Below are 23,457 nucleotides of genomic sequence, written 5' to 3'. Positions count from 1 at the left end.
TATAGGTTAAGGGTTAAAGTTTTGTGTTCTTGATTAGTGCCCCCTGATTTGGGGAAGAGCCGGGAAGAGCCGAAGTCCCGAAGTGGGTTTCTTGGGATTTAGGGTATCAAGTGTAACTGATTGATTTTACTGACTTTAATTGGTGGGCCCACTAGGACTTGAACCTAGGACCAACGGATTATGAGTCCGCTGCTCTGACCAACTGAGCTATGGGCCCGGAGAGGGGGTCATTTTAAACTTAATTTGCTTAATGTTCTAGTTTTTTTTTGTGATTTTTTTAAAAGCGTTTACCTCTCCCATTTGGGAGAGGGTAAGAAAGGGTAAAGAGGTATCACAAATCCTTTTTATCCTTCCTCTTAATTTGGATTTTAGCCTTCATCGCCCTCAAGGAAGCTTCTCAGCTTTTCTGAACGAGATGGGTGACGTAGTTTGCGGAGCGCTTTGGCTTCGATCTGCCGAATTCGTTCACGGGTTACGTCAAATTGTTTGCCCACTTCTTCCAGAGTATGGTCGGTATTCATTTCAATACCAAAACGCATACGAAGTACTTTGGCTTCTCTTGGAGTTAAGGTTTCCAAGATTTCTAAAGTTGCTTCGCGAAGACCTTCCGCGGTTGCCATGTCGATTGGCGACTCGATGTTATTGTCTTCAATAAAGTCACCTAAGTGCGAATCGTCATCGTCACCCACTGGGGTTTCCATGGAAATAGGTTCTTTGGCAATTTTTAAGACTTTACGAATCTTGTCTTCGCTTAATTCCATTTTTTCAGCCAGTTCTTCAGGCGTAGCTTCACGGCCAGTTTCCTGTAGGATCTGTCTGGAAATACGGTTAAGCTTGTTAATCGTTTCGATCATGTGTACCGGAATACGGATGGTACGTGCCTGATCGGCAATCGAACGAGTAATTGCTTGTCTAATCCACCACGTTGCGTAAGTAGAGAATTTGTAACCGCGACGGTATTCAAATTTATCTACTGCTTTCATCAGACCGATGTTGCCTTCCTGAATTAAATCAAGGAATTGCAAACCGCGGTTGGTGTATTTTTTCGCGATCGAAATAACCAAACGTAAGTTTGCTTCAACCATTTCCTTTTTGGCACGTCGTGCTTTGGCTTCACCAATGGACATTTTACGATTGATGTCTTTAATTTCACCAATTGTTAAACCGTATTCGAGTTCGAACGCGACCAATCGAGATTGGACGCGCAAAATTTCCTCGGTATATTCCTGAATACGGCCCATATCGAGTTTTTTGCCGTGTTTGCTAGTAATGCTATTGAGCCATTCCATGTCGGTTTCCTGACCTGGGAATGTATCAATAAATAGTTTTCGTGGAATACGAGCTTTTTCAATGCAAAGACGCATAATACTGCGCTCAAATTCTCTAATATGGTTACGCAGTTGACGGAAATGACGTGTTAACCGATCAACCTGTCTAGAGGTGAGTTTGAGCTTTAAGAATGACTCAGACATGGATTCTAATGCTTTTTGCGATTTAGCATGTTCTCTGCCAAACTCTTTTAAAGCAGCAGCTGCAACTTCATATGTTTCACGTAATTCATCAAAATAAATCTTAGCTTGCTCTGGGTTTGGACCATCATCGACCTCTCCCAAACCACCACCTTCGCCGTCTTCATCTTCTTCATCATCAGACAGCAATAAATTACTCACTTGTTCTTCATCAAGCATCGAGCCAATGCTTGATGCAGGGGCTATTTCATCTTCAACATCAGAAAAACCACTGATAATTTCATTGAGACGGATTTCTTGGGCATTGAAACGGTCATAATCGTCAAGCACTAACTGGATAGTTTCTGGATAATGAGCCAAAGACTTAAGGACTTGATAGATCCCTTCTTCAATACGTTTCGCGATGCGGATTTCGCCTTCACGGGTCAACAGCTCGACTGTACCCATTTCACGCATGTACATACGAACTGGGTCGGTAGTACGACCAGTTTCTTTGTCGACAGAGGCGAGTACCATTGCGGCTTCTTCGATATCAGGTACTTCTTCTGTATTAAGCAGAAGTGCCAATTCATCATCACCGGGCGGCAACTCAAATACTTTGATGTTCATGCCTTCCAGCATGCTAATAATTACATCAAAATGTTCTGTATCGACGATATTAGGCAGCAAGTCATTGATTTGACTGTACGTCAAATAACCTTGCTCCTTGCCTAAGCTGATGACTTTGGTTATCTGTGAGCTCTGCTGTTCTTGATCATTCATGGTCATAGGCACTTCTCTAGGGACAATTGGACATTTTCCTAAAAAACAATGGAATCTACAGTATTTATAGCACTAATTGGATTTAAATTGCTTATTTAGGATTAAAAAAACCTTGCAATTATAAACCTTGAGACTGCAACATACCAGTAATTTTTCATCGCTTTTTTCTGGACATCTTCTTTACAAGATTTTAGCACATTATGAACAATTGCAAGAGTTAAGGTTAATGCCAATTGCAAAACAACAAACTTTATTGCTCACGCTATATTTCAAATCAAACATGGCGTTCTTTTAACATCTCTTGTAATTTTATTCGCTCTGTATCACTCAATCCTTGCTGACGTGATTTATTAATCAGCTGGCGTATGGTTAATTCCCGATTTTGTTTTTGTAAAAAGAGCATAATGTCGATAAATTCTTTAACTAATTCTTGCTCGGGAACCAGATGATCCCAAGCTGCAAGTTTGTTCATGGAGGCGAAATAAGGATGCTCACGCCATGACTCAATGAGTGTTGCAGTAGTGGCCTGTGGATTTGTTGCCAGTTGTTGTAACACGTGCAATAGGATTTCATGTTCTTTAGTATCGAGAAGCTCAGGGTTGATTTGCTGTTTGATTTGAGCATAAATTTCAGGATGTTGGAGCAGCAAAGCTACCGCAATACGCATTGGCGTACGTGCAATGGTCATCGTCTGTTCGTGCTGAGGCGCTTTCGACTCCTCGGTAATCAACTGACTTAAGCGATGAGTTTCAATATGGGTTAAGCGCGCCAAATCTTCAATGAGCAGTTGCTTGTATGAACCTTCATCCATTTTTTGTAAAAACGGCTTAGCCAAATTAATGAGCTGAGTTTTTCCTGCGGGTCGAAGCAGATTGAGGTCTTTGGCTAAGTTGTCAAAAAGGAAGCGGTGTAATGGCGTCGCTTGCTTGATTCGATTTAAAAAATTATCTTTGCCCTCATGGCGAACCAAGCTATCGGGGTCATGGCTATCTGGCAAAAACATGAAACTGGCATCGAGTCCCAGATTCAAATGCGGCAAGCTACTTTCTAATGCGCGCCATGCGGCTTGTCTTCCTGCATTATCACCATCAAAGCAAAAAATCAGCGATTTGGTATGCTTGGCAAGAAGTTGAATATGGTAGGTACTGGTTGCTGTGCCTAATGTGGCTACCGCATTCATGATCCCATGTTGGGCTAATGCAATCACATCCATATAGCCTTCAACCACAATAACGTAATCAATGGTCTTTTGCTGGCTTAGAATTTGATGCAAGCCATACAGTTCCCTGCTTTTTTGAAAAATTACGGTTTCAGGCGAATTGAGGTATTTGGGTTTTTGCTCATTGTCCAGGACACGTCCGCCAAAGCCTATAATGCGTCCATGACGGTCATGAATGGGGAACATGACACGGTTGCGATACCGATCATAGATTTTTCCATCATCGTTTTTAATTAACATCCCAGTTGTCAGCAGTTCTCGTTGATTGCGGGGAAATGCTTTTTCAAGGTTATGCCAGCCTTCGCTTGCATAACCTAACTGATACAGCTTGGCAATTTCTCCGCTTAAACCTCTTCCCCGCAAATAATCTATGGCAGGTTTCCCTTCATGTTTTAATTTTTTTTGATAATAAAGGCTGACCTCACCCAGGAGTTTGTAAAGATCCAGGGATGGATTATTTTTCTCGTTTTGTTTGTCTCGCGGAACGGTTAAACCCGCGCGGGTAGCTAGTGTTTCAACTGCATCAACAAATCCCTGATTGAGGTAATTCATGACAAAGCTGATGGCATTGCCTGATGCACCACAGCCAAAGCAGTGGTAAAACTGCTTTTTAGCAACGACGTTAAACGAGGGGGTTTTTTCGTTATGAAAAGGGCAACAGGCAATATGACTGTTCCCTCTTTTTTTCAAGGGAACATAGCTGTCAATTAGTTCAACCAGATCCGTTCGGTGGAGGAGATCATCAATGAATGGCTGCGGGATTAAGCCAGACATGTTGCTCCTTAGCTTAATTGGGCCTTAATCATGGCGCTGACTTGCGCCATATCAGCACGACCTTGCAAGCTGGGCTTTAAGAGAGCCATAACTTTACCCATGTCAGCCATTTTTTCAGCTCCAGTTGAAGCAATAGCATCTTGGACCATTTGTTTAATTTCTGTTTCGGATAAAGGTTCTGGCAAGTATTTTTTAATAATATCTAATTCAAATTGTTCTTGTGCAACCAAATCATCACGATTGGCTTTTTCGTATTGCGCTATAGATTCTTTGCGTTGTTTGCTCATTTTGTCCAGGATCACCAACATGCGCTCATTATCTACTTCAATGCGCTCATCCACTTCGACCTGTTTTACGGCCGCAGTAATTAAACGAAGTGTGGACAAAAGCTCTTTATCTTTGGCACGCATTGCATCTTTGACATCATTATTGAGACGTTCTTTAATTGTCATTTTTTATTCCTTAAAATCTAATGAGCAGCTCGGCTCCTAATGCTAGGAACGGCTATCAGGCATATCTTGAACAAACTGAACCGTTCCTCAAGATTTTTATATACTTTGAAAAGCTAAAGGCCACTAGATACGACATCATAATCATAATTAACTTGTGACTATGCGAAGTATATGTGGCCTTAGTAAAAAATACAGGACAGAAAAAATCCTATTTACGTCGGCGTTTTCCGCCTTGTTGTCTTGCTGTCATATCACGAGAAATTTTCTTCAGATGACGTTTTACCGCAGCAGCTTGTTTGCGTTTACGCTCAGCAGTTGGTTTTTCATAAAATTCACGACGGCGTAATTCGGTTAAAATACCGGCTTTTTCACAAGAGCGCTTGAAACGGCGCAATGCATATTCTGGATTTTCGCCTTCTTTGACGCGAACTGTAGGCATTAAAATGGTCCTCTGGTTATTTGATCTTAATAGGTGGGCAATTCTAGTGCTAGTTGAAGCACTCGTCAAGTTTTAAGTAGAGAAATTTTATTTTGACTCATTCTATCACTTTCGAAACGTTACGGCTGAGGAGGGGGGCTTCGTCGATACGGTGTTCAAATATGTGGTACAATTGCTGAATTTTTATATCAGGCTTTAATTTATGTTGGTTTTAGGTATTGAATCCTCTTGTGATGAAACTGGAGTAGCGATTTACGATTCAGATGTGGGTTTATTAGCGCATGCCTTGCATTCGCAAATAGATACCCATCGCGTCCATGGCGGGGTAGTTCCTGAGCTTGCTTCGCGTGATCATATTAATTATTTGGTTCCTTTGCTTGATAAAGTATTACAACAAGCAGGGCTTGATAAAAAAGCACTGGATGGAGTTGCCTATACAGCCGGCCCGGGTTTGATTGGTGCATTACTGGTTGGATCCTGTTTTGCCAAAAGTTTAGCTTATGCGTTACAAATCCCTGCTTTGGCCATTCATCATTTGGAGGCACACCTCTTGGCCGCAAAAATGGAAACTCCCTCGCTTGAATTTCCTTTTATTGCACTTTTAGTATCCGGCGGTCATTGCCAATTAGTTGAAGTCAAGGCTCTTGGGGACTATCGTATCCTTGGCGATACCTTGGATGATGCGGTGGGCGAAGCGTTTGATAAAACGGCTAAGTTAATGGGAATACCTTATCCAGGGGGACCCGTACTTGCCGCTTTAGCGGATCAATGTGAATCAACCCCTTATCGATTTCCGCGTCCAATGACGGACAGACCGGGACTTGATTTTAGTTTCAGTGGCCTAAAAACATTCGCATTAAACACCTGGAATCAAAGTGCTAAAGATGAGTGCGCGCGAGCTGAAATTGCCAAGGCATTTCAGCAAGCAGTAGTCGAGACTTTAATGATTAAGTGCAAGCGAGCCGTGCAAGAGTCGGGGTGTAAACAATTGGTAGTTGCCGGGGGAGTGGGCGCAAATAAAGCCTTACGCTTAGGCTTGCGTGAATGGATTCAGAGTATTGGTGGAATGATTTATTTTCCAGCTTTAGAATATTGTACGGATAATGGCGCCATGATTGCTTACGCTGGCTGTTTGCGGATTTTAAGAGGGGAAAAGGATTTAGGTATTGGCGTAGAAGTTAAGGCAAGATGGCCGTTGGCTTAATTATTCGTTCTGTGGTAAAATAAACCAATATGATCTTTATTTGTATAGAGGAGCGGAAATGAGCCAAGGTAAATGGGCAAAATTCCATAGCGCACACAGCCCACTGCAAATCACAAAAGCTAATAAAGGAGAAGGGATTAGATTAGGTCAAGATTGGAGTAGAGCCATAACCAATACCGGTGATCCTGTTCAACATAGGTAAATATTAATCGATGGAGTACCGATTACGAAATATGCTGACCAATATAATCAGCTTCAAGACGACGAGGCTGTCAAAAATTTTTTTGAACAAGTAATCTTGAAAAAGATGGACCCTCAACCTAAAGAAAAAGATAAAGCCGAAATTATCGAATTCTTAACGAAAACTTTCCATCAAGGTGGACTCATGAACCCTGTGTCAGCTGCTCTTGCTACATCCATGGAACGAAAGGCACTTCCAGGTGAAGATGGTGCTCGAGAGGGGAGGATTGCCTGGGGAACAATAAGCGACATGCAGTTAGTTGTTAATATTATTCCAACAAAAGAAGGATTTAAAGTAAAAGAACATGTTGGAGTAAAAAAAATCATGATATCTGAGAATAGTTGGGACGAATATGATATTGCATATACAACTTATAGTTATGGAAACGAGATTGTTAAAGATGCTGCAAGTCCATATATTTTTCGTGATGATGGAACAGATATTATTGAAGCTCAAGGAGAAATTTCAGTCGACTTGTCAAACGCTAAAAAACCTAAAATATCTATCGAGAGCAATGCAATAAGTTATGGACATCACAGACTAAAAGAAGAGCTGCATAGTCATTCTGTGTTACAATGGATTATTGATTTTGTCCAAAATGCTTTTGGTTATAATAAGGTTGAAGTTTTAGAACCTGTGTCCATTAACGAGAACCCGTCGCAATCTCCAGAGACCCCATCTCCAGAGAGCCCATCTCAACCAACATTTTAATTATGCATAGATATGTAGCATTGCGCATAAAAACTTTTAATCTGGAACAGATATTGGTTTTTTAATTTTTGTATTTGTTTTCAATCCCTGGAAATCCTTAATTAAAGGGTTTTCAGGGATTTCTATGTTTAAAGTTAATTTATTCATCTTGCGGTTTATTTGTTTTCGATTTAGACGCAGCTGGTTTTTCAGTCGCTTTGGCTTTCTTCTCAGATTCCTCATTCTTTATGCCCGTACCTTGGGCTGCTTTTGTCGTTTTAGGTTTAGTCACTTCGGCTTCGGTGATGATGACTTCCTCTACCTCAATTATTGCTTCCGAGGAGGTAGCTTCAGTCTTTTTAGGTGTAACAGGCTGTTGGGATGTACCTTCCATAATGTCATCAAGTACATTCTCCTTCAATTTGATTTTAGGCTCTTTCTTATCAATAAGGCGTATAATATTATCTTTATGCTTGTAAAGAATTAAGATCGCCATAAAGAATATGGGGGGAAAAATATCCAGACGTTGAATCAGTAGCAGTGAATAAAATGGAGCAAAACCAACTGCGCAGATGGATGCTAAAGAGGAGTAACGTGAAAATTTGGCAACGATCAACCAGGTTGCTGCAACTAAAACACCAACTAAAAATTGAAAGCCCAAGAGCGCCCCAATTGCTGTTGCAACTCCTTTTCCTCCCTTGAAGTCAAAGAAAACTGGGTACATATGACCAATCACTGCTGCTAGAGCAGTAAACCCTATTGTTGTTGGCTCAGCACCCAGGATTTTGGCAATGAGTACTGGAATGGTACCTTTAAGTAGATCCGCCACCATGACCAAGGCCGCATATTGTTTTCCTGCAATGCGCAATACATTAGTAGCACCAGGATTTTTTGAGCCCTCTGTTCGTGGATCGGGTAAAGAGCAAGCCTTGCAGACAATGACTGCAGAACAGATAGATCCCATTAAATAAGCAAGAACTACCAAAAATATGAATAACATCACCGATTGCTCCTTTTCCGGAAAGTAACTTATTATTAAATAATCTTTATTTGCTAGCAAGTAGCTGTACCTAACTCTGGTTTTTGAACGTGAATAAACTGCTCTTATCCCAGATTCTGCGCGGCCCCCACCAGGCAATTTGTATGATTTTATAAATATAACGCTTGCAAGTCATTGGTATAACGTCTGCCAAACTCGGTCACTTGCCAATGGGTGTCAGTTAGCGTGATTAACTTTTTATGTTCTGCTATTTTGAGTTTGGGGAGCAAATCACTTAATGGCAATCCCGTGGTTTGTGTGAACAGTTCTAACGGAATGGCTTGTTCCAGGCGTGTGGTGTTGAGCATAAATTCAAACAGAAGATCTTGAGCTGTTACTCGTTCCATACTTGCCAAAAAAGGTTTATCTGAGTCGAGATATTCTTTAGGCTGACGATGTTTACGTGTTCTTAGGATTCCTTCTGGAGTTGTGATTTTGCCATGAGCTCCTGCACCTATGCCTAAGTAATCACCGAATAGCCAGTAATTCAAATTATGGCGCGCTTGTCGTGCAGGCTGAGCAAAGGCAGAAATTTCATAGCGTTCAAAACCGGACTCTCTAAGTAAAGTGAATCCTTGTTCCTCCAAACACCACGCTTCATCTTCAGAAGGTAATGGAGGTTTTTCTTTGTAAAATACCGTATTTGGTTCTATGGTTAATTGATACCAGGACAAATGTTCTGGTTGATGGGCAATTGCAGCACGTAAATCTTCGATTCCCTGGGCTACGCTTTGCCTTGGCAAACCGTGCATGATGTCCAAATTTAGATTGTTAAAGCCGGCTTTACGTGCGGACTCAATCGCACGATGCGCTTGTTGTGCATCATGAATCCGACCCAAAGTGTGTAAATGTTCCGGATTGAAGCTTTGAATACCTAGGGAAAGTCGATTAATCCCAATTTGTCGGTACTCAGTAAAGCGTTGCTGTTCTACAGTACCTGGATTGGCTTCCATAGTAACTTCAATATTTTGGGCAAAAGTCAAAATCTGTCTTAATTCGGTAAACAAGATATCATACGCTTGAGCGGAAAAAAGGCTTGGCGTGCCTCCGCCAATGAAAATGGAGCAAATCTCACGAGTTTCAAAGTGCTGCAAATCAGTTTTTAAGTCAGCAAGAAGGGCTTGAACATAATTTTGTTCTGGTAAGGTCTCAGGACTTTTATGGGAGTTAAAATCGCAGTAAGGGCACTTGCGAATGCACCATGGAATGTGAATGTACAACGATAAAGGGATCATTACTCTTTTTAAGACTGGCTTGTTTGGGAATGCAATAGTATCATGTTGCGAGTTTTCTAACAAAAATTGTAATCATACACGTTGCTTTTTTTCCTGTTGAGTGAAAGAGAATTTGTGATGATTACCCGTAAAACAAGAGGAAATCACATGGCAAATAAACGAGTTAGAGTTGCTATTACTGGAGCAGCTGGACAAATTGGTTATGCACTATTGTTTCGGATCGCTTCTGGACAAATGTTTGGAGCAAACACTGAAGTAGAATTAAATTTACTCGAGCTTGAAGCAGCACTGCCCTCTTTGGAAGGGGTTGCGATGGAGCTGGATGATTGTGCCTTCCCCTTATTAAAGCGTGTCGTTTGTACCTCAGATATGAATAAGGCAATGGATGGAGTGAATTGGGCATTGTTGGTTGGCTCTGTACCTCGCAAACAAGGTATGGAACGTTCTGACTTATTGCAAATTAATGGTGGTATATTTACCAAACAAGGTAAGGCAATTAATGATAATGCAAGTGATGATGTGCGCGTCTTTGTTGTGGGCAACCCTTGCAATACAAACTGCTTGATTGCAATGAACAACGCTAAAGACATCCCCAATGATCGGTTTTATGCCATGACCAGTTTGGATGAATTAAGAGCTCGCAGTCAATTGGCTAAAAAAGCTGGGGTTGATATTACAGCGATAACAGAAATGACCATTTGGGGTAACCATTCTTCTACTCAATATCCAGATTTTTATAATGCAAAAATTAATGGAGTTTCTGCAGCTAAAGTGATTGATGAGTCTTGGTTGCAAGATACATTCGTTTCTACTGTACAACAGCGTGGTGCTGCAGTAATTAAAGCGCGTGGTTCTTCTTCTGCTGCTTCAGCTGCTAATGCTGTGATTACTGGTGTGAACCGTTTGGTCACTGATACTCCTGCTGGTGAGTCATTCTCTATGTGCCGTAGTTCTCAAGGCGAATATGGTGTTGATGAAGGGTTAATTTTCTCTTTCCCTTGCCGTCGTGAAAATGGAGAGTTAAAAGTAGTTGAGGGCTTGAGCTTTAATGACTACGGTCGTGAAATGTTCAACAAAACTTTAGATGAGCTAAAACAAGAGCATGATACAGTTAAGGCTTTAGGCTTGCTCGATTAAGATTAGTTTCTTTAAATTCAGCTATTCCATATATGTCATATATGTCATTCCCGCGCAGGCGGGAATCTATTTACAAACTTGATATTGTGCCTAATTTTATGGATGGATTCCCGCCTGCGCGGGAATGACATAAAATTTTTTTAACAAAATCTCTCTAAGGGAAGGAGGAGCTGTAGGTATGACGAATCGGATCGCATAAAGAACTCTTTCGGAGATGAGTCAATTAATTAAATCGGATTTATGAATACACCTCTAATCAGGCAAGATTCCCTGTTTCAAATGATTCGAGGTTTAAATTGCTCGGTTTCTTCAAATGCAGGATGCTCTTGACGATTTTTATATTCTTCACTTTGGTATATTTGGAAAAATTCTGAACCATCTAAAATGGTTTTGGCTTCGGAATTACGTAACAGTGTAGAAATAGAGCGCCCATTCGATAATATTCCATTCAATCTATCCACGAGCTGTTCTACCTGGACTAAGGGATTTGGATGGTCCTGCAGCAAATCAGGTAAGTATTTAATTATTGCTTTAGCTATTTGTTCATCGGTTAAGTAAAAAATTAAGCGTGTACCGGAAATTTGAATGAACTTTTCTTTGGAATCCATAATCAAACGCGATAAAAATTCGGGATCTTTTTGCAGATGAGAAATGAGTCGTTGACTAAACCCAAGTTGATCTCGGTGAGCAATTAATTTGGTATGCAAGCTGGATTCTTGCTGGGCGTAAATTTTCTCGTACATGGTGTTTAACCACGGCACGAACTCAACATCTTGTTGCGCGTCGGTAAATTGGAATCGATGTGAGATTTTAGGATGAGCAAGATACCTATCCCAGTTTATTGCTGGCATTTTGTGTTGTGCAGCTAGAGAGTCAATTGAACTTTGTATCGGTTCGAAATTAATACGCCATTTATCCAAATGGTGTAACGTTGCACCTAATGCTTTTACCAGCTCAACAAACGTTTTTTTCTCATCAGGCTGATAATGTTCAATCGCTTCTTTAAGCCGCTGGATTTCAGGATAAGTATATTTCCCGTTTCTCATCGGTATTAAATGAAAGACGGACTTAATAGCTTCTATTAAAGCTGAAAAAGGGTCATCCATTGATTTATCCTCAGCAGGAGCAGGCCCTTCTTTAAAGGTAGTTTATAAAAAAAGAAAATGCCAAGCTTTTTTACATATTGATATTAATAAAGGTCAAAATTTCAAAAAAAGCCCATTAAATCAAATGTTTTAGGTGCGTTGCAACATGTTTTGTGCTTTAATTTGACACTCCAAATACGCGCGTTACACGCGTCATAGGACGTGATTGTTTAGAGTAATTCTGATACAATAAGTCCTATATTTTCTCTTGGGTTGCTAAGACATGCAGTCTTTAAAAATAAACTGTATCATGATTATTGCCATTGTTTTATGGGCTTCAGCATACGTTGGAATACGCATCGGATTAACTGGCTACTCCCCAGGAGCACTAGCTCTTTTACGTTTTACGGTCGCTTCACTGTGTATGATGATCATCTACTACAGTCTAGGCATTAAAAAAAGAGTGATATGGAAAGATCGCCTTCAATTACTGCTTGCTGGAATGGCTGGCATAGGTATTTATAATATTTGTTTGAATTATGGTGAGCAGAGTGTTTCTGCTGGCATAGCCAGTTTTGTTATGGGTTTAATGCCGGCTATGACCATTCTTTTATCACTGGTTTTTTTACGAGAGAAACTGGCGCGTGGTGTTTGGTTCGGGATTATAATCAGCATTTTGGGTTTGGCTTTATTAACGATAGGTGAGAATACAGAACCCGGAATACATCAGGGAATCATGGCGATTTTGGTTTCTGCATTGATGGGCGCAATTTTAACGATTATCCAAAAGCGATTCGTAAGCGTTTATCATCCTGTTGCGATTATTGCCTGGGTGATGTGGGGGGGGACGTTATTGTTATCTATATTTCTTCCTGACATGCTCCAGCAAATTAGAGTAGCTGAAATACAAACTACGGCGGCCGTTGTTTATATGGGTATTTTCCCTGCCACACTTGCTTATTTAGCATGGGGCTATGTGTTGAAATATTTATCGGCTTCTAATGCGTCCATCACTTTATATGCTCTTCCCATCGTATCCACATTAATGGGATTTCTTTTGTTAAATGAACAACCTTCATTGCTTTCTCTTGTTGGATGCAGCGTCACTTTACTAGGTGCTTTTATTGCCAATCGCTTTCAAATGCGTCTTTCCTTTGCTCAAGAAAGACAACTGTCCAATTAATAAGCCTGGGTGAGGCGTAGGCCTTACCCGGGTTCTGACAATTCCATATCCCAATTACGCATCACCAGATGCTATCTATAAGTTTCTCATTTATTCTCTGTGAAAAGAGACAAACACGGTTTATACTTTTGATTTTGATGCTATTTGTGAGAGTCCTCATGGAATTGAGAGTTGATAATACCCCCTTTAAAGCCTTATTTCAGCCTTTGGATTTAGGTTTTACTCAATTAAAAAATAGATTGCTGATGGGGTCTATGCATACAGGCCTTGAAGAAGATAAAGAGAGTTTAAATCGTTTGGCACAATTTTATCGAGAAAGAGCGCTTGGAGGAGTTGGACTAATCACAACAGGTGGGTTTGCCCCGGATCGTGCAGGGCGTTTAGCACCCATTGCTGCCAAATTAACCAACAGCAAAGAGCAGCATCGACATGAATTAATCACTCATACGGTACATGAAGCAGGCAGTAAAATTATTCTGCAAGCTTTGCATGCAGGTCGTTATGGCTTTCATCCATTTGTTGTTGCACCTAGCGGCATCAAATCACCTATTAGTCCTTTTAAACCCTGGGTAATGAGTCAATATCGCATAAAAAAAACCATCAAACATTTTGCCCGCTGTGCGCGTCTTGCTCAATTGGCCGGTTATGATGGAATTGAGATTATGGGCAGTGAAGGATATTTAATTAACCAATTTATTGTCACGCATACCAACCAACGTCAGGACGAATGGGGGGGAAGTTATACGAATCGCATACGCTTTCCTATTGAAGTAGTGCGGAGTGTACGAGAAGCAGTAGGCGAACAATTTATTATCATTTTTCGCTTGTCGATGCTTGACTTGATTGCTGATGGCAGCAGTTGGGAAGAAGTAGTGATCCTTGCTAAGGCGATTGAAGAGGCTGGTGCTACATTGATTAATACAGGTATTGGTTGGCATGAAGCACGCATTCCAACGATTGCTACTATGGTACCTGCTGCCGCATTTACACACCTGACACAGCATTTGAAACCTGAAGTAAAAATTCCAGTGATTACCTCAAATCGCATCAATACACCCGAATTAGCCAATCAATTAATCGAGTCTGGGGTTGCTGATATGATTTCTATGGCCAGGCCTTTTTTAGCAGATCCATTATTTGCTGAAAAAGCAAAAAAAGGAGAAAGTGAAGCGATTAATATTTGTATTGCATGTAATCAGGCATGTCTTGATCGGGTTTTTGTAAACAAAACAGCTTCTTGTTTGGTGAATCCTCGAGCATGTAACGAAACAGAACTGATTTATGAGGTCACTGCACAACCCAAATCCATTGCAGTAGTGGGATCTGGACCGGCCGGGCTTGCGTTTGCCACAGTGGCTGCGGAACGTGGTCATAAAGTAACCTTATTTGAAAAGAGCGATCAAATAGGTGGGCAATTTAATCTGGCAAAAAAAATTCCAGGTAAGGAAATATTTCAACAAACTTTGGATTATTTTAATTATCAGTTGCAAAAATTTAAGGTAACTATTCTGCTAAATACCGAAGCAACAGCCGAGCTCTTGCAAGAGTTTGATGAAATTGTTTTAGCCAGCGGAATTAAGCCGCGTGTTCCTGAAATCAATGGTATTGATCATCCTAAAGTGGCGAGTTACATCGACGTGATTACTGGAAAAATAGAAGTAGGTAAACGGGTGGCTATTATTGGTGCAGGTGGAATTGGATTTGATGTGGCTGAATTTTTAACCCATGAGCATCCAGTTCCGAAGGATCAGTTTTATAATGAGTGGGGTATCGATATCTATGGAGCATATCGAGGCGGCATTAAACCACCCGAAGTGACCCCAAGTCCTCGTGAAGTTTATTTGTTACAACGTAAAAAGGAAAAAATGGGTAAACGCTTGGGTAAAACAACAGGTTGGATTCATCGTTTAAGCCTGAAACATAAGCAGGTCAAAATGATTTCTGGTGTACAATACGAAGCGATTGATGATGAAGGCTTGCATGTGAGCATCAATGAAAAATCTCAGGTTCTACCCGTGGACACCGTGGTTATATGTGCCGGGCAAATCGAATTTTCTGAATTGTATGCACCTTTGAAAGAGGCAGGAAAACTCGTGCATTTAGTGGGGGGAGCATACAAAGCACTCGAGTTAGATGCGCGTCATGCAATAGATCAGGCTTGTCGTTTAGCAGCATTGATTTAATTTTTGCTTGTAGCCTTGGTGAAGGCGCTGCTATAATCCGGATTCAGATAAACTCACATCCCAGGTTTCGCTGCGCTGCACCCAGGCTACAGTTGTTGTCTACCTCAATTGATATAGAGTTTACCCTAATCAATTCATAAATATAGTGCATTATTTTGTTTATTTTGTTATTATACTGTTCAAATTTTATATCACCAAGCCTTTTATAGGTTATGTTTTAATCGAACAGGATTTTTATGTCTCAAGAAATCAAAAGCTTCGCGTCCTTTAACTTTTCAGATGCTTTAAACAAAGCACTAGAGGATATGAAGTTTACTACCCCATCTCCAATTCAAGCACAAACAATTCCTTTACTGCTCGAAGGTCGTGATGCGATTGCTCTGGCGCAAACAGGAACAGGAAAAACGGCAGCCTTTGCCTTGCCTATATTGCAAAATATATCTCCAAATGTGCAAGGTACTCAAGCGTTGATTTTAGCTCCCACGCGTGAATTAGCAATTCAGGTTGCTGAACAGTTTGAAGTATTAAGTGCTAACCAGCGCGGTATTACTGTTGCTGTTTTATGTGGCGGACAAGATTACGGTCGCCAATTAAAACAATTGAAAGCAGGGGCTCAAGTAGTGGTTGGAACTCCAGGCCGTATTTTGGATCATATTGATAGACGTACTTTGCAATTAGATAATTTGCGTACGTTTATTCTTGATGAAGCAGACGAGATGTTGCGTATGGGCTTTATTGAAGATATTGAAACCATCATGGCAAAACTGCCAGAAGAAAAACAAATAGGCCTGTTTTCAGCAACGATGCCTTATCGTATACGTCAAATTGCCAATACTTATTTGCATGATCCCGTTTCCATCGAAATACGTGCTGAAACTGCTACGGTGAAAAGTATTGAGCAACGCTTTTTATTTGCTTCAGGACATCAAAAACCTGATGCACTATTGCGTGTGCTGGCTGTAGAAGAATATCAGGGTGTTATCGTATTTGTGCGTACTAAAAGCAGCACTGAAGAAGTTGCCGAGCTGTTACAACAGCAAGGATTGCGCGCTATGGCCATTCATGGCGACATTACCCAGGCACTACGCGAACGCATTATTGCGCAATTCAAACAAGGAGCAATTGATATCCTGGTAGCTACAGATGTGGCTGCACGTGGTCTGGATGTAGACCGTGTAACTCATGTAATTAACTATGATTTACCCCATGATAACGAAACGTATGTGCATCGTATCGGTAGAACAGGTAGAGCCGGACGCTCTGGAGTCGCTGTTTTATTCGTAACACCTAAAGAATCGCGTTTAATTACGAGCATTGAGCGACATACACGTCAACGTATTACCAAAGTAGCTGTACCCAATGATCATATGATCCAAGTTGCGCGGCAAGAACGTTTTATGGCAAACATCACTGCACGTTTAGAACATGAAAACCTACCTTCATACAAACGAATAATTGAAGAGTACATTAAACAAAATGATGTTTCTGCAGTAGATGTTGCTGCAACTCTTGCCTTATTGCTAAACAAAGATCTTCCCTGGCATAAAGAACAAGCTTTACCTAAAGCAGCACGACCTGCTAAAGAAGGACGTGTGGAACGTGGTGGTAAATTTGAACGTTCTCGAGCTGATGAGCGCAGAGGAGGGGGCAGTGACAAGAAAGGTTTCCGAGACGGTCGCGAAAGTCGTAAAAAATTTAATGATGAATTTGTAGAACAGGATTTATTCAGAATTGATGTGGGTAAAGTTCATGGAGTAAAACCGGGCAATATCGTTGGTGCTATTGCCAACGAAGCAGGTTTACAAAGTAAACATATTACTGGTCTGAAAATTCATGAAGATCATTCAACAGTACGCTTGCCTAAAGGTATGCCCAAAGAAGTCATGAGTGATTTAAACAAGGCATGGGTTTGTGGACGTCAGTTGAAAATAACCTTGATTGGTAGCGCTCAATAAACAGTCGAATCTCTATCCTTTAGAAGACAACAAGGCTATAGTTGTGGCGGCTGCAGCCATCACAACTAATCCTGTTGTAACTGGAGTGAAAAAGCTATAGGGATTTTCAGTGCTGTTTTTTATTTTATTTTTTAGATCTGTTTTAACTCGTATAATATTATTTTTTACTGGATCAATCCTGTCATTAGAGTTGGTATTTTCAGTTAAGATGGGTAGATATTGATTCAGAAATACTGTATTGGCAGCACTCATTTCTTGAGCTCGCTTATCGTTTTCTGAGTAAAACGATAAGGAGCTGCGAGCAATTGCTTCAAAAACAGCGGCACTGAAGTGCAGTTTATCTTGTTCATTCCATTGTGACGAGTCAGTTATTTTGCTATCCAGTTGGTAACGAGAGGTAGGTGCTTTATTTTCGATGTAATCATGAATTGCTTCTTCCAATTCTCTGTCATTAGAAAGAATTCGTTCCATATGCTCAAGACATTCAAGGATGAAATTTTGTTCAAAAGTCATTAATTTAGCCTCCCTGGCAAAAATACTAATATAAATACCTTTTGATTGAGGAGCAATCGAAAACCTTCTTAAGGGCCTTATTGTCCATGAAATAAGCATATTTATGATTTGAATCGTAGATTTTATGGAGTCTGAATATATTTAACTTATTGATAAATATATTAAATTGAAGAAAAGTGGGTTTATGCAAAAAAATTGCTTAAAAACGATCTTTCATACTATAATGCGGGTGGCTTTTTGTTTTTAAAATAACCAGATACACTCTTCAAAATTCAGTGCAGTAGCCATTTGTAATAAGATGTCACTGCTTTTTTTAGGATTAGACTTAAGGGTATTCATGAAACTGTTAGCAACTATAGGGGCTTTTTTATTTTCCGGGATTATTTGGGCTACACCTCTTCATAATATAGTTGTATTTGGTGATAGCTTATCTGATAACGGTAATTTATATAAATTTATGAAGTATCAATTACCACCATCTCCTCCTTATTACGAAGGTCGTTTTTCTAACGGTCCTGTCTGGATCGAACATGTAATCGCCTCTTATTTTCCTGAAAATCCTGCTGGACATTTATTAGATTATGCTTATGGTGGTGCTGGTGTGTCAGAGGAAGAAGGAGCTGATGATGTCTTGTTTACTTTGAGAAGAGAAGTGAACAACTATTTGCTGGAACACAATGATAAAGCGAGTGAAGACAGTCTGTTTGTTATATGGATAGGCTCAAATAACTACCTCGCCTTTCCATCAGAAACGGAACAAACACTGCATGATGTGCATGCAGGCATTGTACGCAGTATCCATCGATTGGTAGAAAAAGGTGCAAAACATATTTTAGTGGTTAATTTGCCAGATTTAGGGCGAACTCCCGCTGCAATTGAATTTGGTTCAATTAACGAAATGACTTATTATGCTCAAGAGCATAATAATTTATTAAATAAGTCAGTTGAGGAATTCAAACAAAAATACCCAGATGTAGAATGGTTGTATTATGATCTGCATCAAGCTTTTGAAGAAGTTATGATGCATCCGCAAGATTATGGATTCACCAATATAACTGGTACATGTGTTAATTCTGTAGTTGACGATATAACTAAAAAATCGGTCTTAAAAATGGTGGCATCAGTCAAACCTAAAATATCACCGGATGCATGTAACGGCTATTTGTTTTTTGATTTAGTACATCCAACTGCATTGGCGCATCAAATTCTGGGGGAAAAAGCCAGAGTAATGTTGGATCAAGCGGGCATACAATTAACAGATTAGATGAAAAACTATCCTTCAATTGAGCCTGGGGTGCCTCATTGAGGAGCCCAGGATAAAGGATGGTTAAATAGCCTGGGTTTCGCTACATTATACCAGGCTATTCATCGCTCCAGGATTATTTATTAGGATGATATGAAATATATTACAAGGATAGTTCTCGTATTTTTTTTCGTATGTTCATCTGCTTGTGCAGAAAAACTAGCAATCAATGTTGATGGTAAGAGTATTGATTTACCTTATTGGCCTGCAAAAAAAGAAAAATATGGTGCAGTGCTCTTAGTCAATGGGGGGGCACAGGCACAATCCACACCATTGTTAGATAACCTGGCAAATGAATTGGCTCAAAATGGATGGCAGGTTGTATTACTCAATAATGAAAGTAACAATGCTGTTCCCTGGATCAAACAATTTCCTGAAGTGATCACGACGCTACGGAATCAAAAAAATATGCGTATTGTGGTCGTACATTATGGGGAGCAATTGAAAGAAACATTTAATTATCTGGAAAAACCACCTGTACCTGAAATTGAGGGTTTGATCTTGTTATCCGCCTATGATCTTCCTCCATCTAAAAATAAGAAACCTAAATTAAATATGCCAGTCTTTGATATTGTTGCTCAGTTTGATTATGAGCTGACAAAGCAAGAAATGGCAGCAAGAAAAAAGGAATTTGGGCCAAATAAAAATAATTATTTAGCTCTAGAGATACCGGGTGCTCATCATTATTATGAATACAGTAAACAACTTCTTTTTTCATTTATCCATGGCTGGATGGTAAAGCTGCCAGAGTTTCATCCTAAACCCCCTCCAGTGATGTACTCTTATTTAGGACCGATTGGTCCTTTTTTCGTAAGTCCTGAACATTATGCTGCACAAAGTAAGGCGTCTGCTTTCGAGCAGCCACTCGTGATTGATTAAATGAATTCAAGGGTTTCGCTACGCATAATACATGTTTAGGTTACCAGCCTTTACTGGTGCAAATTAACTCATAAGCTTTCACTATTTTCTGAGTTTTTTCATTCGCGATTTTGATCATTTCCTGGGGTAAGCCTTGAGCAATTAATTTGTCTGGGTGATTACGGCTTAACAAACGTCTATAGGCCTTTTTTACTTCTTGCTTGCTGGCATTTGGCGAAACCTCCAAAAGGGCATAGGCATAATCCATATTTGTTTTGCTGGGTTGGTAATTGTATCTACTGTAGGATGAATACGAGTGGGACGAAGAATAGGATCGTTGTGATTGTTGCTTACTATCCTTCGGTGATTCTGGTGAATAACTACCAAAATCTTCATAAAAGCGATATTGCTTGTGAAGTGGTGCAAAATCGAGTTTGGAAAAAATTTTATCCAATATTTGGATTTTTTTTGTCCCAAGTCCATCAACCTGAGCTGCGCGATATTGAATATCGATAAACAATCGTAATAAGTCGCGATTATCCTTACAGGTTTTTTTTAAGTGTTCGAGTGCTGCATCTAAGTTGAACTGGGCTTTTTTTCCATCATTAAATAAATGCTTTGCCAGAGTTTTTTGTTCATTACTCAAACGCAGTTCATCCATAAATAGACGCGCCATCTCCAGTTCTTGTTCCGACACACGACCATCTGCTTTGGCCAAATGCCCCATAATGGAAAAGGTGGCTTCAAAAAAAGCTTTTTGAATTGCTTTACGTTTTTCAGTGTAATACAACCAATTAGGATTGGAAAAATAACTGTATAAACCCCGATCAAAGAAATTGCCCACTAAAAGGCCAAAGATTGCCCCTGTAGGACCGTCGATTAAATAGCCAAAAAATGCGCCTATAATCTTCCCCCACCATGTTGAGACGATAAAGAACTCCCGAAGAGACATTGCAAAGGATTCCTTAAATTAGTTCATTAAAATTGATTTTATCGCTTTATACCACACTTTAAGTATATACTGTCGGTTTTTGGGTTTGCTTTTATATGCTATTTTTTTACTCTTTTTTGATGTATTTGCTGAGTCCTTTTCTACTCATTCGGTTATGGTGGAAAGGGAGAAGCTTACCTTCATATAGGGAGCGTATATCCGAACGTTTTTTTCTTGGTAAGCATGATTATAAACCTTTTGATGTCTGGATTCATGCTGTATCTTTGGGCGAGGTAATTGCTGCTATTCCTTTGATTGATGCCATATTGGAAAAAAACTGGTCCATATTTGTCACTACCATGACTCCAACTGGTTCGGAGCGAGTGCAAGCACGCTTTGGAAATAAGGTGACTCATCAATACGTCCCCTATGATCTTCCCTGTGTACTCAAACGCTTTTTTAAGCAAATTCAGCCGCGCGTAGGTTTAATTATGGAGACTGAGTTATGGCCGAATTTAATTTACCAAGCTCGAGCAGCACACGTTCCATTATTACTCGCTAATGCACGAATCTCTGATGACTCTTTGCATGGATATAAAAAGATAAAATTTTTAATTAGACCCATTTTGAATCAATTTTCTGCGATTTTGGCACAAGGGGAAGAAGATGCACAACGTTATATCACTCTGGGAGCCAGAAAAGAAATAGTTCACGTCTTGGGGAATATGAAATTTGATTTGCAAACCAATAAGATAGACAGTAAACGCTTTAGCGATTTAAAAAATCATTGGGGAGCAGAGCGAGTTACTGTGATTGCTGCAAGTACTCATGAAAATGAAGAAGCGCAGATTTTATCCCATTTAAAACGGCTGCAACAGGCAATTCCCCGGATAATTTTATTAATAGCCCCACGTCATCCGGAACGTTTTCAAACGGTGTATCAATTATGTCAGCAAGCAGGTTTTAAGACCGGCCTACGCTCTGATTTAAACACCTTGAGTCCTGAAAATGAAATTGTGGTGCTTGACAGTTTGGGAGAACTTTTAGGTTTCTATCAAATCAGTGATTATGCTTTTGTGGGAGGCAGTCTAGTCCCGGTGGGAGGGCACAATGTACTGGAACCCATTGGCATGAACGTACCCGTGTTGAGCGGCAACCAGGTCCATAACTTTAAAGCCATTTGCAATGCACTTAAAGAGGCCCATGGGATCTTGTTAGTGCAACAGGCCAATGAAGTCATTGATGGAATCATTCAATTGCATACTAATCCAACATTTCGTCAACAGATGATTAAGAATGCCGCGGCAGTTTTTGAAAAAAACAAGGGCGCAGTGATACGGCATTTACAGCAAATTGAAGCGGCAATTTAACATGAGGCTGGGCATTTTTTTTATCGGGGAGTAAGTCGCTTGCTCTTGTTACGGTTGTTGAAAATAATATCGCGGAAAGCAAACGTGATGTGACAGCCCCATTTTAAAATAACCAACTGTCTAATCCCGTTTGCAGAGTGCTAAGATAATGACTTGTTCCAGTTCGACTGTAAGTCTTCTTTTATTTCATCCAGGGCAAGAGAGAATTGTTTTCTATTGCCAAAAAAACCTTTTTTGGCGGCAATATCCCCAAGGCTATATCCAGAGCCGGACAAGGATAAAAAATGGGTTTGATTCATATTCAGCACACTTAGGCCAGCTCCCAAGGTAGCCCCTCCTAATAAGCCAATGATTTTTAGCCCCCAATATAGAATAGCGATAATTTGGGATGGTTGACTTGCTTGTTGGGCAAGGTTTAAATCAGAATTGAATTGCACCAGACTTTCTTTGCTTTCAGGTTTTTTCAGTAAATCAAAATAGCTTTTTAACAGTCTGCCAATAGCAACTACCTCATTTCTATTGCCTCTATTGCCGAGATTTTCTTCCAGCTGCACAAGCCGTAGTACACAAGCTGTCAGGAAGTTTTTATTAAAGATCCTAAGCTCCTTATTCTCAATAGCATCACCTGCCGCTGATCCTGTTTCGTTGGTTGGCTCTTCAGCCAATATTCCCTCATCGCGTAAGATGTGTATTATTCTTTCCAGGCTGCTGTGGTTCATTGGATCGGACTCTGTTGTATCAGTTTGATGTGTAGAGTGGGCAGATGAATTGCCATGTTCCATTTGCATCGGAGCAGTGCGACTGCATGCAACATAATGATTTAAAGCATTAAATAATCGGATGCAAGGAGTAGTATTGTCCGGATCTGGATTGGTGGAGGTTTTGCCTTCAGCCCGAATATAAAATACATCCTCAGCTGAAATTTCCTCTCCGCTTATTTCATCAAAATGCAATTCATAATTTATGACTTCGAAAACAAGCTCAATACCCAGATTTTCTTTGAAATATCTGGCAAGAATGACTCCTTCACAATCCTGATTTCCCCATAAAGGCGGATCATCACTTTTAATTTTTCTGACATAGTCCTTAATATTTTTAAAATCTTTAAAATCCTCTCTTTTTTTTAAAAGAGCAAACAGTTCACTTTCCGCATGACTTTCAGCGTAGCTTGAGCAAATATCCCTTAGATCCTCGATGGAGTAAGAGATTAATCCAGGCATCTGGCCAAGCTGTTGCGACACTGCATCAAAGAAACAATCCCCATTATCTATCGAGTCATGCACAACCAGTCCATTCTTGTCCAGATAAGCATTAATTACCTCAACTTGACGTTTTCGACGTTTGTATTTTCCGTTGTACGAATCAACAAATTTACCGTTTTTAACTTTCATGACATCTCCTATAGCTTTAATTAA

At 40.1% G+C, this 23,457-nt stretch carries 20 protein-coding genes and 1 tRNA gene; 10 read left to right on the top strand and 11 right to left on the bottom strand.

The window, feature by feature from the left end:
- Window positions 1-140 precede the first annotated feature (140 nt).
- The 5 genes from DGG96_RS18050 to rpsU all read right to left on the bottom strand — a co-directional run bounded on the left by DGG96_RS18050 (window position 141) and on the right by rpsU (window position 5,115).
- Window positions 141-217: transfer RNA gene (locus tag DGG96_RS18050), tRNA-Ile, on the bottom strand.
- A 151-nt stretch (window positions 218-368) separates the two neighbouring features.
- A complete protein-coding gene (gene rpoD, locus DGG96_RS18045) occupies window positions 369-2,237 on the bottom strand; it encodes an RNA polymerase sigma factor RpoD (RefSeq protein WP_110143932.1) in 1,869 nt (622 codons plus the stop codon).
- A gap of 268 nt (window positions 2,238-2,505) precedes the next feature.
- On the bottom strand, window positions 2,506-4,224 hold the full coding sequence (gene dnaG / locus DGG96_RS18040) for a DNA primase (protein WP_110143931.1): 1,719 nt from the start codon (window positions 4,222-4,224) through the stop codon (window positions 2,506-2,508).
- A gap of 8 nt (window positions 4,225-4,232) precedes the next feature.
- A complete protein-coding gene (locus tag DGG96_RS18035) occupies window positions 4,233-4,676 on the bottom strand; it encodes a GatB/YqeY domain-containing protein (RefSeq protein ID WP_110143930.1) in 444 nt (147 codons plus the stop codon).
- A 208-nt stretch (window positions 4,677-4,884) separates the two neighbouring features.
- Window positions 4,885-5,115 carry a 30S ribosomal protein S21 gene (gene rpsU / locus DGG96_RS18030; protein WP_058468148.1) on the bottom strand — a complete coding sequence of 77 codons (231 nt, stop codon included), beginning with the start codon at window positions 5,113-5,115 and terminating at the stop codon, window positions 4,885-4,887.
- 202 nt (window positions 5,116-5,317) lie between these two features.
- On the opposite strand from rpsU, the gene tsaD reads away from it, so the two are divergent.
- From tsaD to DGG96_RS18015, 3 genes are all read left to right on the top strand, one after another.
- Complete coding sequence (tsaD, locus tag DGG96_RS18020; RefSeq protein WP_110143928.1) at window positions 5,318-6,319, top strand: tRNA (adenosine(37)-N6)-threonylcarbamoyltransferase complex transferase subunit TsaD; 1,002 nt, start codon at window positions 5,318-5,320, stop codon at window positions 6,317-6,319.
- A gap of 58 nt (window positions 6,320-6,377) precedes the next feature.
- Complete coding sequence (locus DGG96_RS20965) at window positions 6,378-6,521, top strand: hypothetical protein (protein WP_158618894.1); 144 nt, start codon at window positions 6,378-6,380, stop codon at window positions 6,519-6,521.
- 183 nt (window positions 6,522-6,704) lie between these two features.
- On the top strand, window positions 6,705-7,271 hold the full coding sequence (locus DGG96_RS18015) for a hypothetical protein (protein ID WP_133249345.1): 567 nt from the start codon (window positions 6,705-6,707) through the stop codon (window positions 7,269-7,271).
- A 139-nt stretch (window positions 7,272-7,410) separates the two neighbouring features.
- Here DGG96_RS18015 and plsY read toward each other — a convergent pair whose 3' ends face one another.
- Window positions 7,411-8,253 (bottom strand): glycerol-3-phosphate 1-O-acyltransferase PlsY, encoded by an 843-nt coding sequence (gene plsY / locus DGG96_RS18010; RefSeq protein ID WP_110143926.1) that lies wholly within the window; start codon window positions 8,251-8,253, stop codon window positions 7,411-7,413.
- A 146-nt stretch (window positions 8,254-8,399) separates the two neighbouring features.
- A complete protein-coding gene (gene hemW / locus DGG96_RS18005) occupies window positions 8,400-9,524 on the bottom strand; it encodes a radical SAM family heme chaperone HemW (RefSeq protein WP_110143934.1) in 1,125 nt (374 codons plus the stop codon).
- 147 nt (window positions 9,525-9,671) lie between these two features.
- Between hemW and DGG96_RS18000 the strand changes: the two genes are divergently transcribed.
- Window positions 9,672-10,661 carry a malate dehydrogenase gene (locus DGG96_RS18000; RefSeq protein WP_110143925.1) on the top strand — a complete coding sequence of 330 codons (990 nt, stop codon included), beginning with the start codon at window positions 9,672-9,674 and terminating at the stop codon, window positions 10,659-10,661.
- A gap of 275 nt (window positions 10,662-10,936) precedes the next feature.
- Here DGG96_RS18000 and DGG96_RS17995 read toward each other — a convergent pair whose 3' ends face one another.
- The gene (locus DGG96_RS17995; RefSeq protein ID WP_110143924.1) at window positions 10,937-11,767 is read right to left on the bottom strand and encodes a hypothetical protein; all 831 of its coding nucleotides are present in this window, start codon (window positions 11,765-11,767) and stop codon (window positions 10,937-10,939) included.
- A gap of 262 nt (window positions 11,768-12,029) precedes the next feature.
- On the opposite strand from DGG96_RS17995, the gene DGG96_RS17990 reads away from it, so the two are divergent.
- From DGG96_RS17990 to DGG96_RS17980, 3 genes are all read left to right on the top strand, one after another.
- Window positions 12,030-12,929 (top strand): DMT family transporter, encoded by a 900-nt coding sequence (locus tag DGG96_RS17990; protein ID WP_110143923.1) that lies wholly within the window; start codon window positions 12,030-12,032, stop codon window positions 12,927-12,929.
- Window positions 12,930-13,087: 158 nt separating this feature from the next.
- Window positions 13,088-15,112, top strand: a complete 2,025-nt coding sequence (locus tag DGG96_RS17985) for an NADPH-dependent 2,4-dienoyl-CoA reductase (RefSeq protein ID WP_110143922.1) — start codon at window positions 13,088-13,090, stop codon at window positions 15,110-15,112.
- 236 nt (window positions 15,113-15,348) lie between these two features.
- A complete protein-coding gene (locus tag DGG96_RS17980) occupies window positions 15,349-17,067 on the top strand; it encodes a DEAD/DEAH box helicase (RefSeq protein ID WP_110143921.1) in 1,719 nt (572 codons plus the stop codon).
- Window positions 17,068-17,079: 12 nt separating this feature from the next.
- Here the strand turns inward: DGG96_RS17980 and DGG96_RS17975 are convergent, their stop codons facing one another.
- The gene (locus DGG96_RS17975; protein WP_110143920.1) at window positions 17,080-17,580 is read right to left on the bottom strand and encodes a hypothetical protein; all 501 of its coding nucleotides are present in this window, start codon (window positions 17,578-17,580) and stop codon (window positions 17,080-17,082) included.
- Window positions 17,581-17,917: 337 nt separating this feature from the next.
- Here DGG96_RS17975 and plaA point away from each other — a divergent pair, with 337 nt between their 5' ends.
- Window positions 17,918-18,844, top strand: coding sequence for a GDSL family lysophospholipase PlaA (gene plaA, locus DGG96_RS17970; protein WP_110143919.1), 927 nt, complete (start codon window positions 17,918-17,920; stop codon window positions 18,842-18,844).
- 132 nt (window positions 18,845-18,976) lie between these two features.
- On the top strand, window positions 18,977-19,762 hold the full coding sequence (locus tag DGG96_RS17965) for an alpha/beta hydrolase (protein ID WP_110143918.1): 786 nt from the start codon (window positions 18,977-18,979) through the stop codon (window positions 19,760-19,762).
- A 40-nt stretch (window positions 19,763-19,802) separates the two neighbouring features.
- On the opposite strand, the gene djlA is transcribed toward DGG96_RS17965, so the two are convergent.
- On the bottom strand, window positions 19,803-20,693 hold the full coding sequence (djlA, locus tag DGG96_RS17960; RefSeq protein ID WP_110143917.1) for a co-chaperone DjlA: 891 nt from the start codon (window positions 20,691-20,693) through the stop codon (window positions 19,803-19,805).
- Window positions 20,694-20,788: 95 nt separating this feature from the next.
- Here djlA and waaA point away from each other — a divergent pair, with 95 nt between their 5' ends.
- A complete protein-coding gene (gene waaA / locus DGG96_RS17955; RefSeq protein WP_110143916.1) occupies window positions 20,789-22,042 on the top strand; it encodes a lipid IV(A) 3-deoxy-D-manno-octulosonic acid transferase in 1,254 nt (417 codons plus the stop codon).
- A gap of 140 nt (window positions 22,043-22,182) precedes the next feature.
- Here waaA and DGG96_RS17950 read toward each other — a convergent pair whose 3' ends face one another.
- Window positions 22,183-23,433, bottom strand: a complete 1,251-nt coding sequence (locus tag DGG96_RS17950; protein ID WP_110143915.1) for an OTU domain-containing protein — start codon at window positions 23,431-23,433, stop codon at window positions 22,183-22,185.
- Window positions 23,434-23,457: the final 24 nt, after the last annotated feature.

The sequence above is a fragment of the Legionella qingyii genome, assembly GCF_003184185.1.
This window is presented reverse-complemented; position numbering and strand designations above follow the sequence as displayed.

Bases quoted from the DNA above. Each gene is read 5' to 3' on its own strand.
- rpsU (WP_058468148.1), bottom strand. From the start codon at position 5,115: ATGCCTACAGTTCGCGTCAAAGAAGGCGAAAATCCAGAATATGCATTG.
- DGG96_RS18035 (WP_110143930.1), bottom strand. From the start codon at position 4,676: ATGACAATTAAAGAACGTCTCAATAATGATGTCAAAGATGCAATGCGT.
- DGG96_RS17990 (WP_110143923.1), top strand. From the start codon at position 12,030: ATGCAGTCTTTAAAAATAAACTGTATCATGATTATTGCCATTGTTTTA.
- DGG96_RS17950 (WP_110143915.1), bottom strand. From the start codon at position 23,433: ATGAAAGTTAAAAACGGTAAATTTGTTGATTCGTACAACGGAAAATAC.
- DGG96_RS17995 (WP_110143924.1), bottom strand. From the start codon at position 11,767: ATGGATGACCCTTTTTCAGCTTTAATAGAAGCTATTAAGTCCGTCTTT.
- DGG96_RS17980 (WP_110143921.1), top strand. From the start codon at position 15,349: ATGTCTCAAGAAATCAAAAGCTTCGCGTCCTTTAACTTTTCAGATGCT.
- DGG96_RS18015 (WP_133249345.1), top strand. From the start codon at position 6,705: ATGAACCCTGTGTCAGCTGCTCTTGCTACATCCATGGAACGAAAGGCA.
- DGG96_RS17965 (WP_110143918.1), top strand. From the start codon at position 18,977: ATGAAATATATTACAAGGATAGTTCTCGTATTTTTTTTCGTATGTTCA.
- DGG96_RS20965 (WP_158618894.1), top strand. From the start codon at position 6,378: ATGAGCCAAGGTAAATGGGCAAAATTCCATAGCGCACACAGCCCACTG.
- DGG96_RS17985 (WP_110143922.1), top strand. From the start codon at position 13,088: ATGGAATTGAGAGTTGATAATACCCCCTTTAAAGCCTTATTTCAGCCT.
- hemW (WP_110143934.1), bottom strand. From the start codon at position 9,524: ATGATCCCTTTATCGTTGTACATTCACATTCCATGGTGCATTCGCAAG.
- DGG96_RS17975 (WP_110143920.1), bottom strand. From the start codon at position 17,580: ATGACTTTTGAACAAAATTTCATCCTTGAATGTCTTGAGCATATGGAA.
- waaA (WP_110143916.1), top strand. From the start codon at position 20,789: ATGCTATTTTTTTACTCTTTTTTGATGTATTTGCTGAGTCCTTTTCTA.
- dnaG (WP_110143931.1), bottom strand. From the start codon at position 4,224: ATGTCTGGCTTAATCCCGCAGCCATTCATTGATGATCTCCTCCACCGA.
- DGG96_RS18000 (WP_110143925.1), top strand. From the start codon at position 9,672: ATGGCAAATAAACGAGTTAGAGTTGCTATTACTGGAGCAGCTGGACAA.
- plaA (WP_110143919.1), top strand. From the start codon at position 17,918: ATGAAACTGTTAGCAACTATAGGGGCTTTTTTATTTTCCGGGATTATT.
- tsaD (WP_110143928.1), top strand. From the start codon at position 5,318: ATGTTGGTTTTAGGTATTGAATCCTCTTGTGATGAAACTGGAGTAGCG.
- djlA (WP_110143917.1), bottom strand. From the start codon at position 20,693: ATGTCTCTTCGGGAGTTCTTTATCGTCTCAACATGGTGGGGGAAGATT.
- rpoD (WP_110143932.1), bottom strand. From the start codon at position 2,237: ATGACCATGAATGATCAAGAACAGCAGAGCTCACAGATAACCAAAGTC.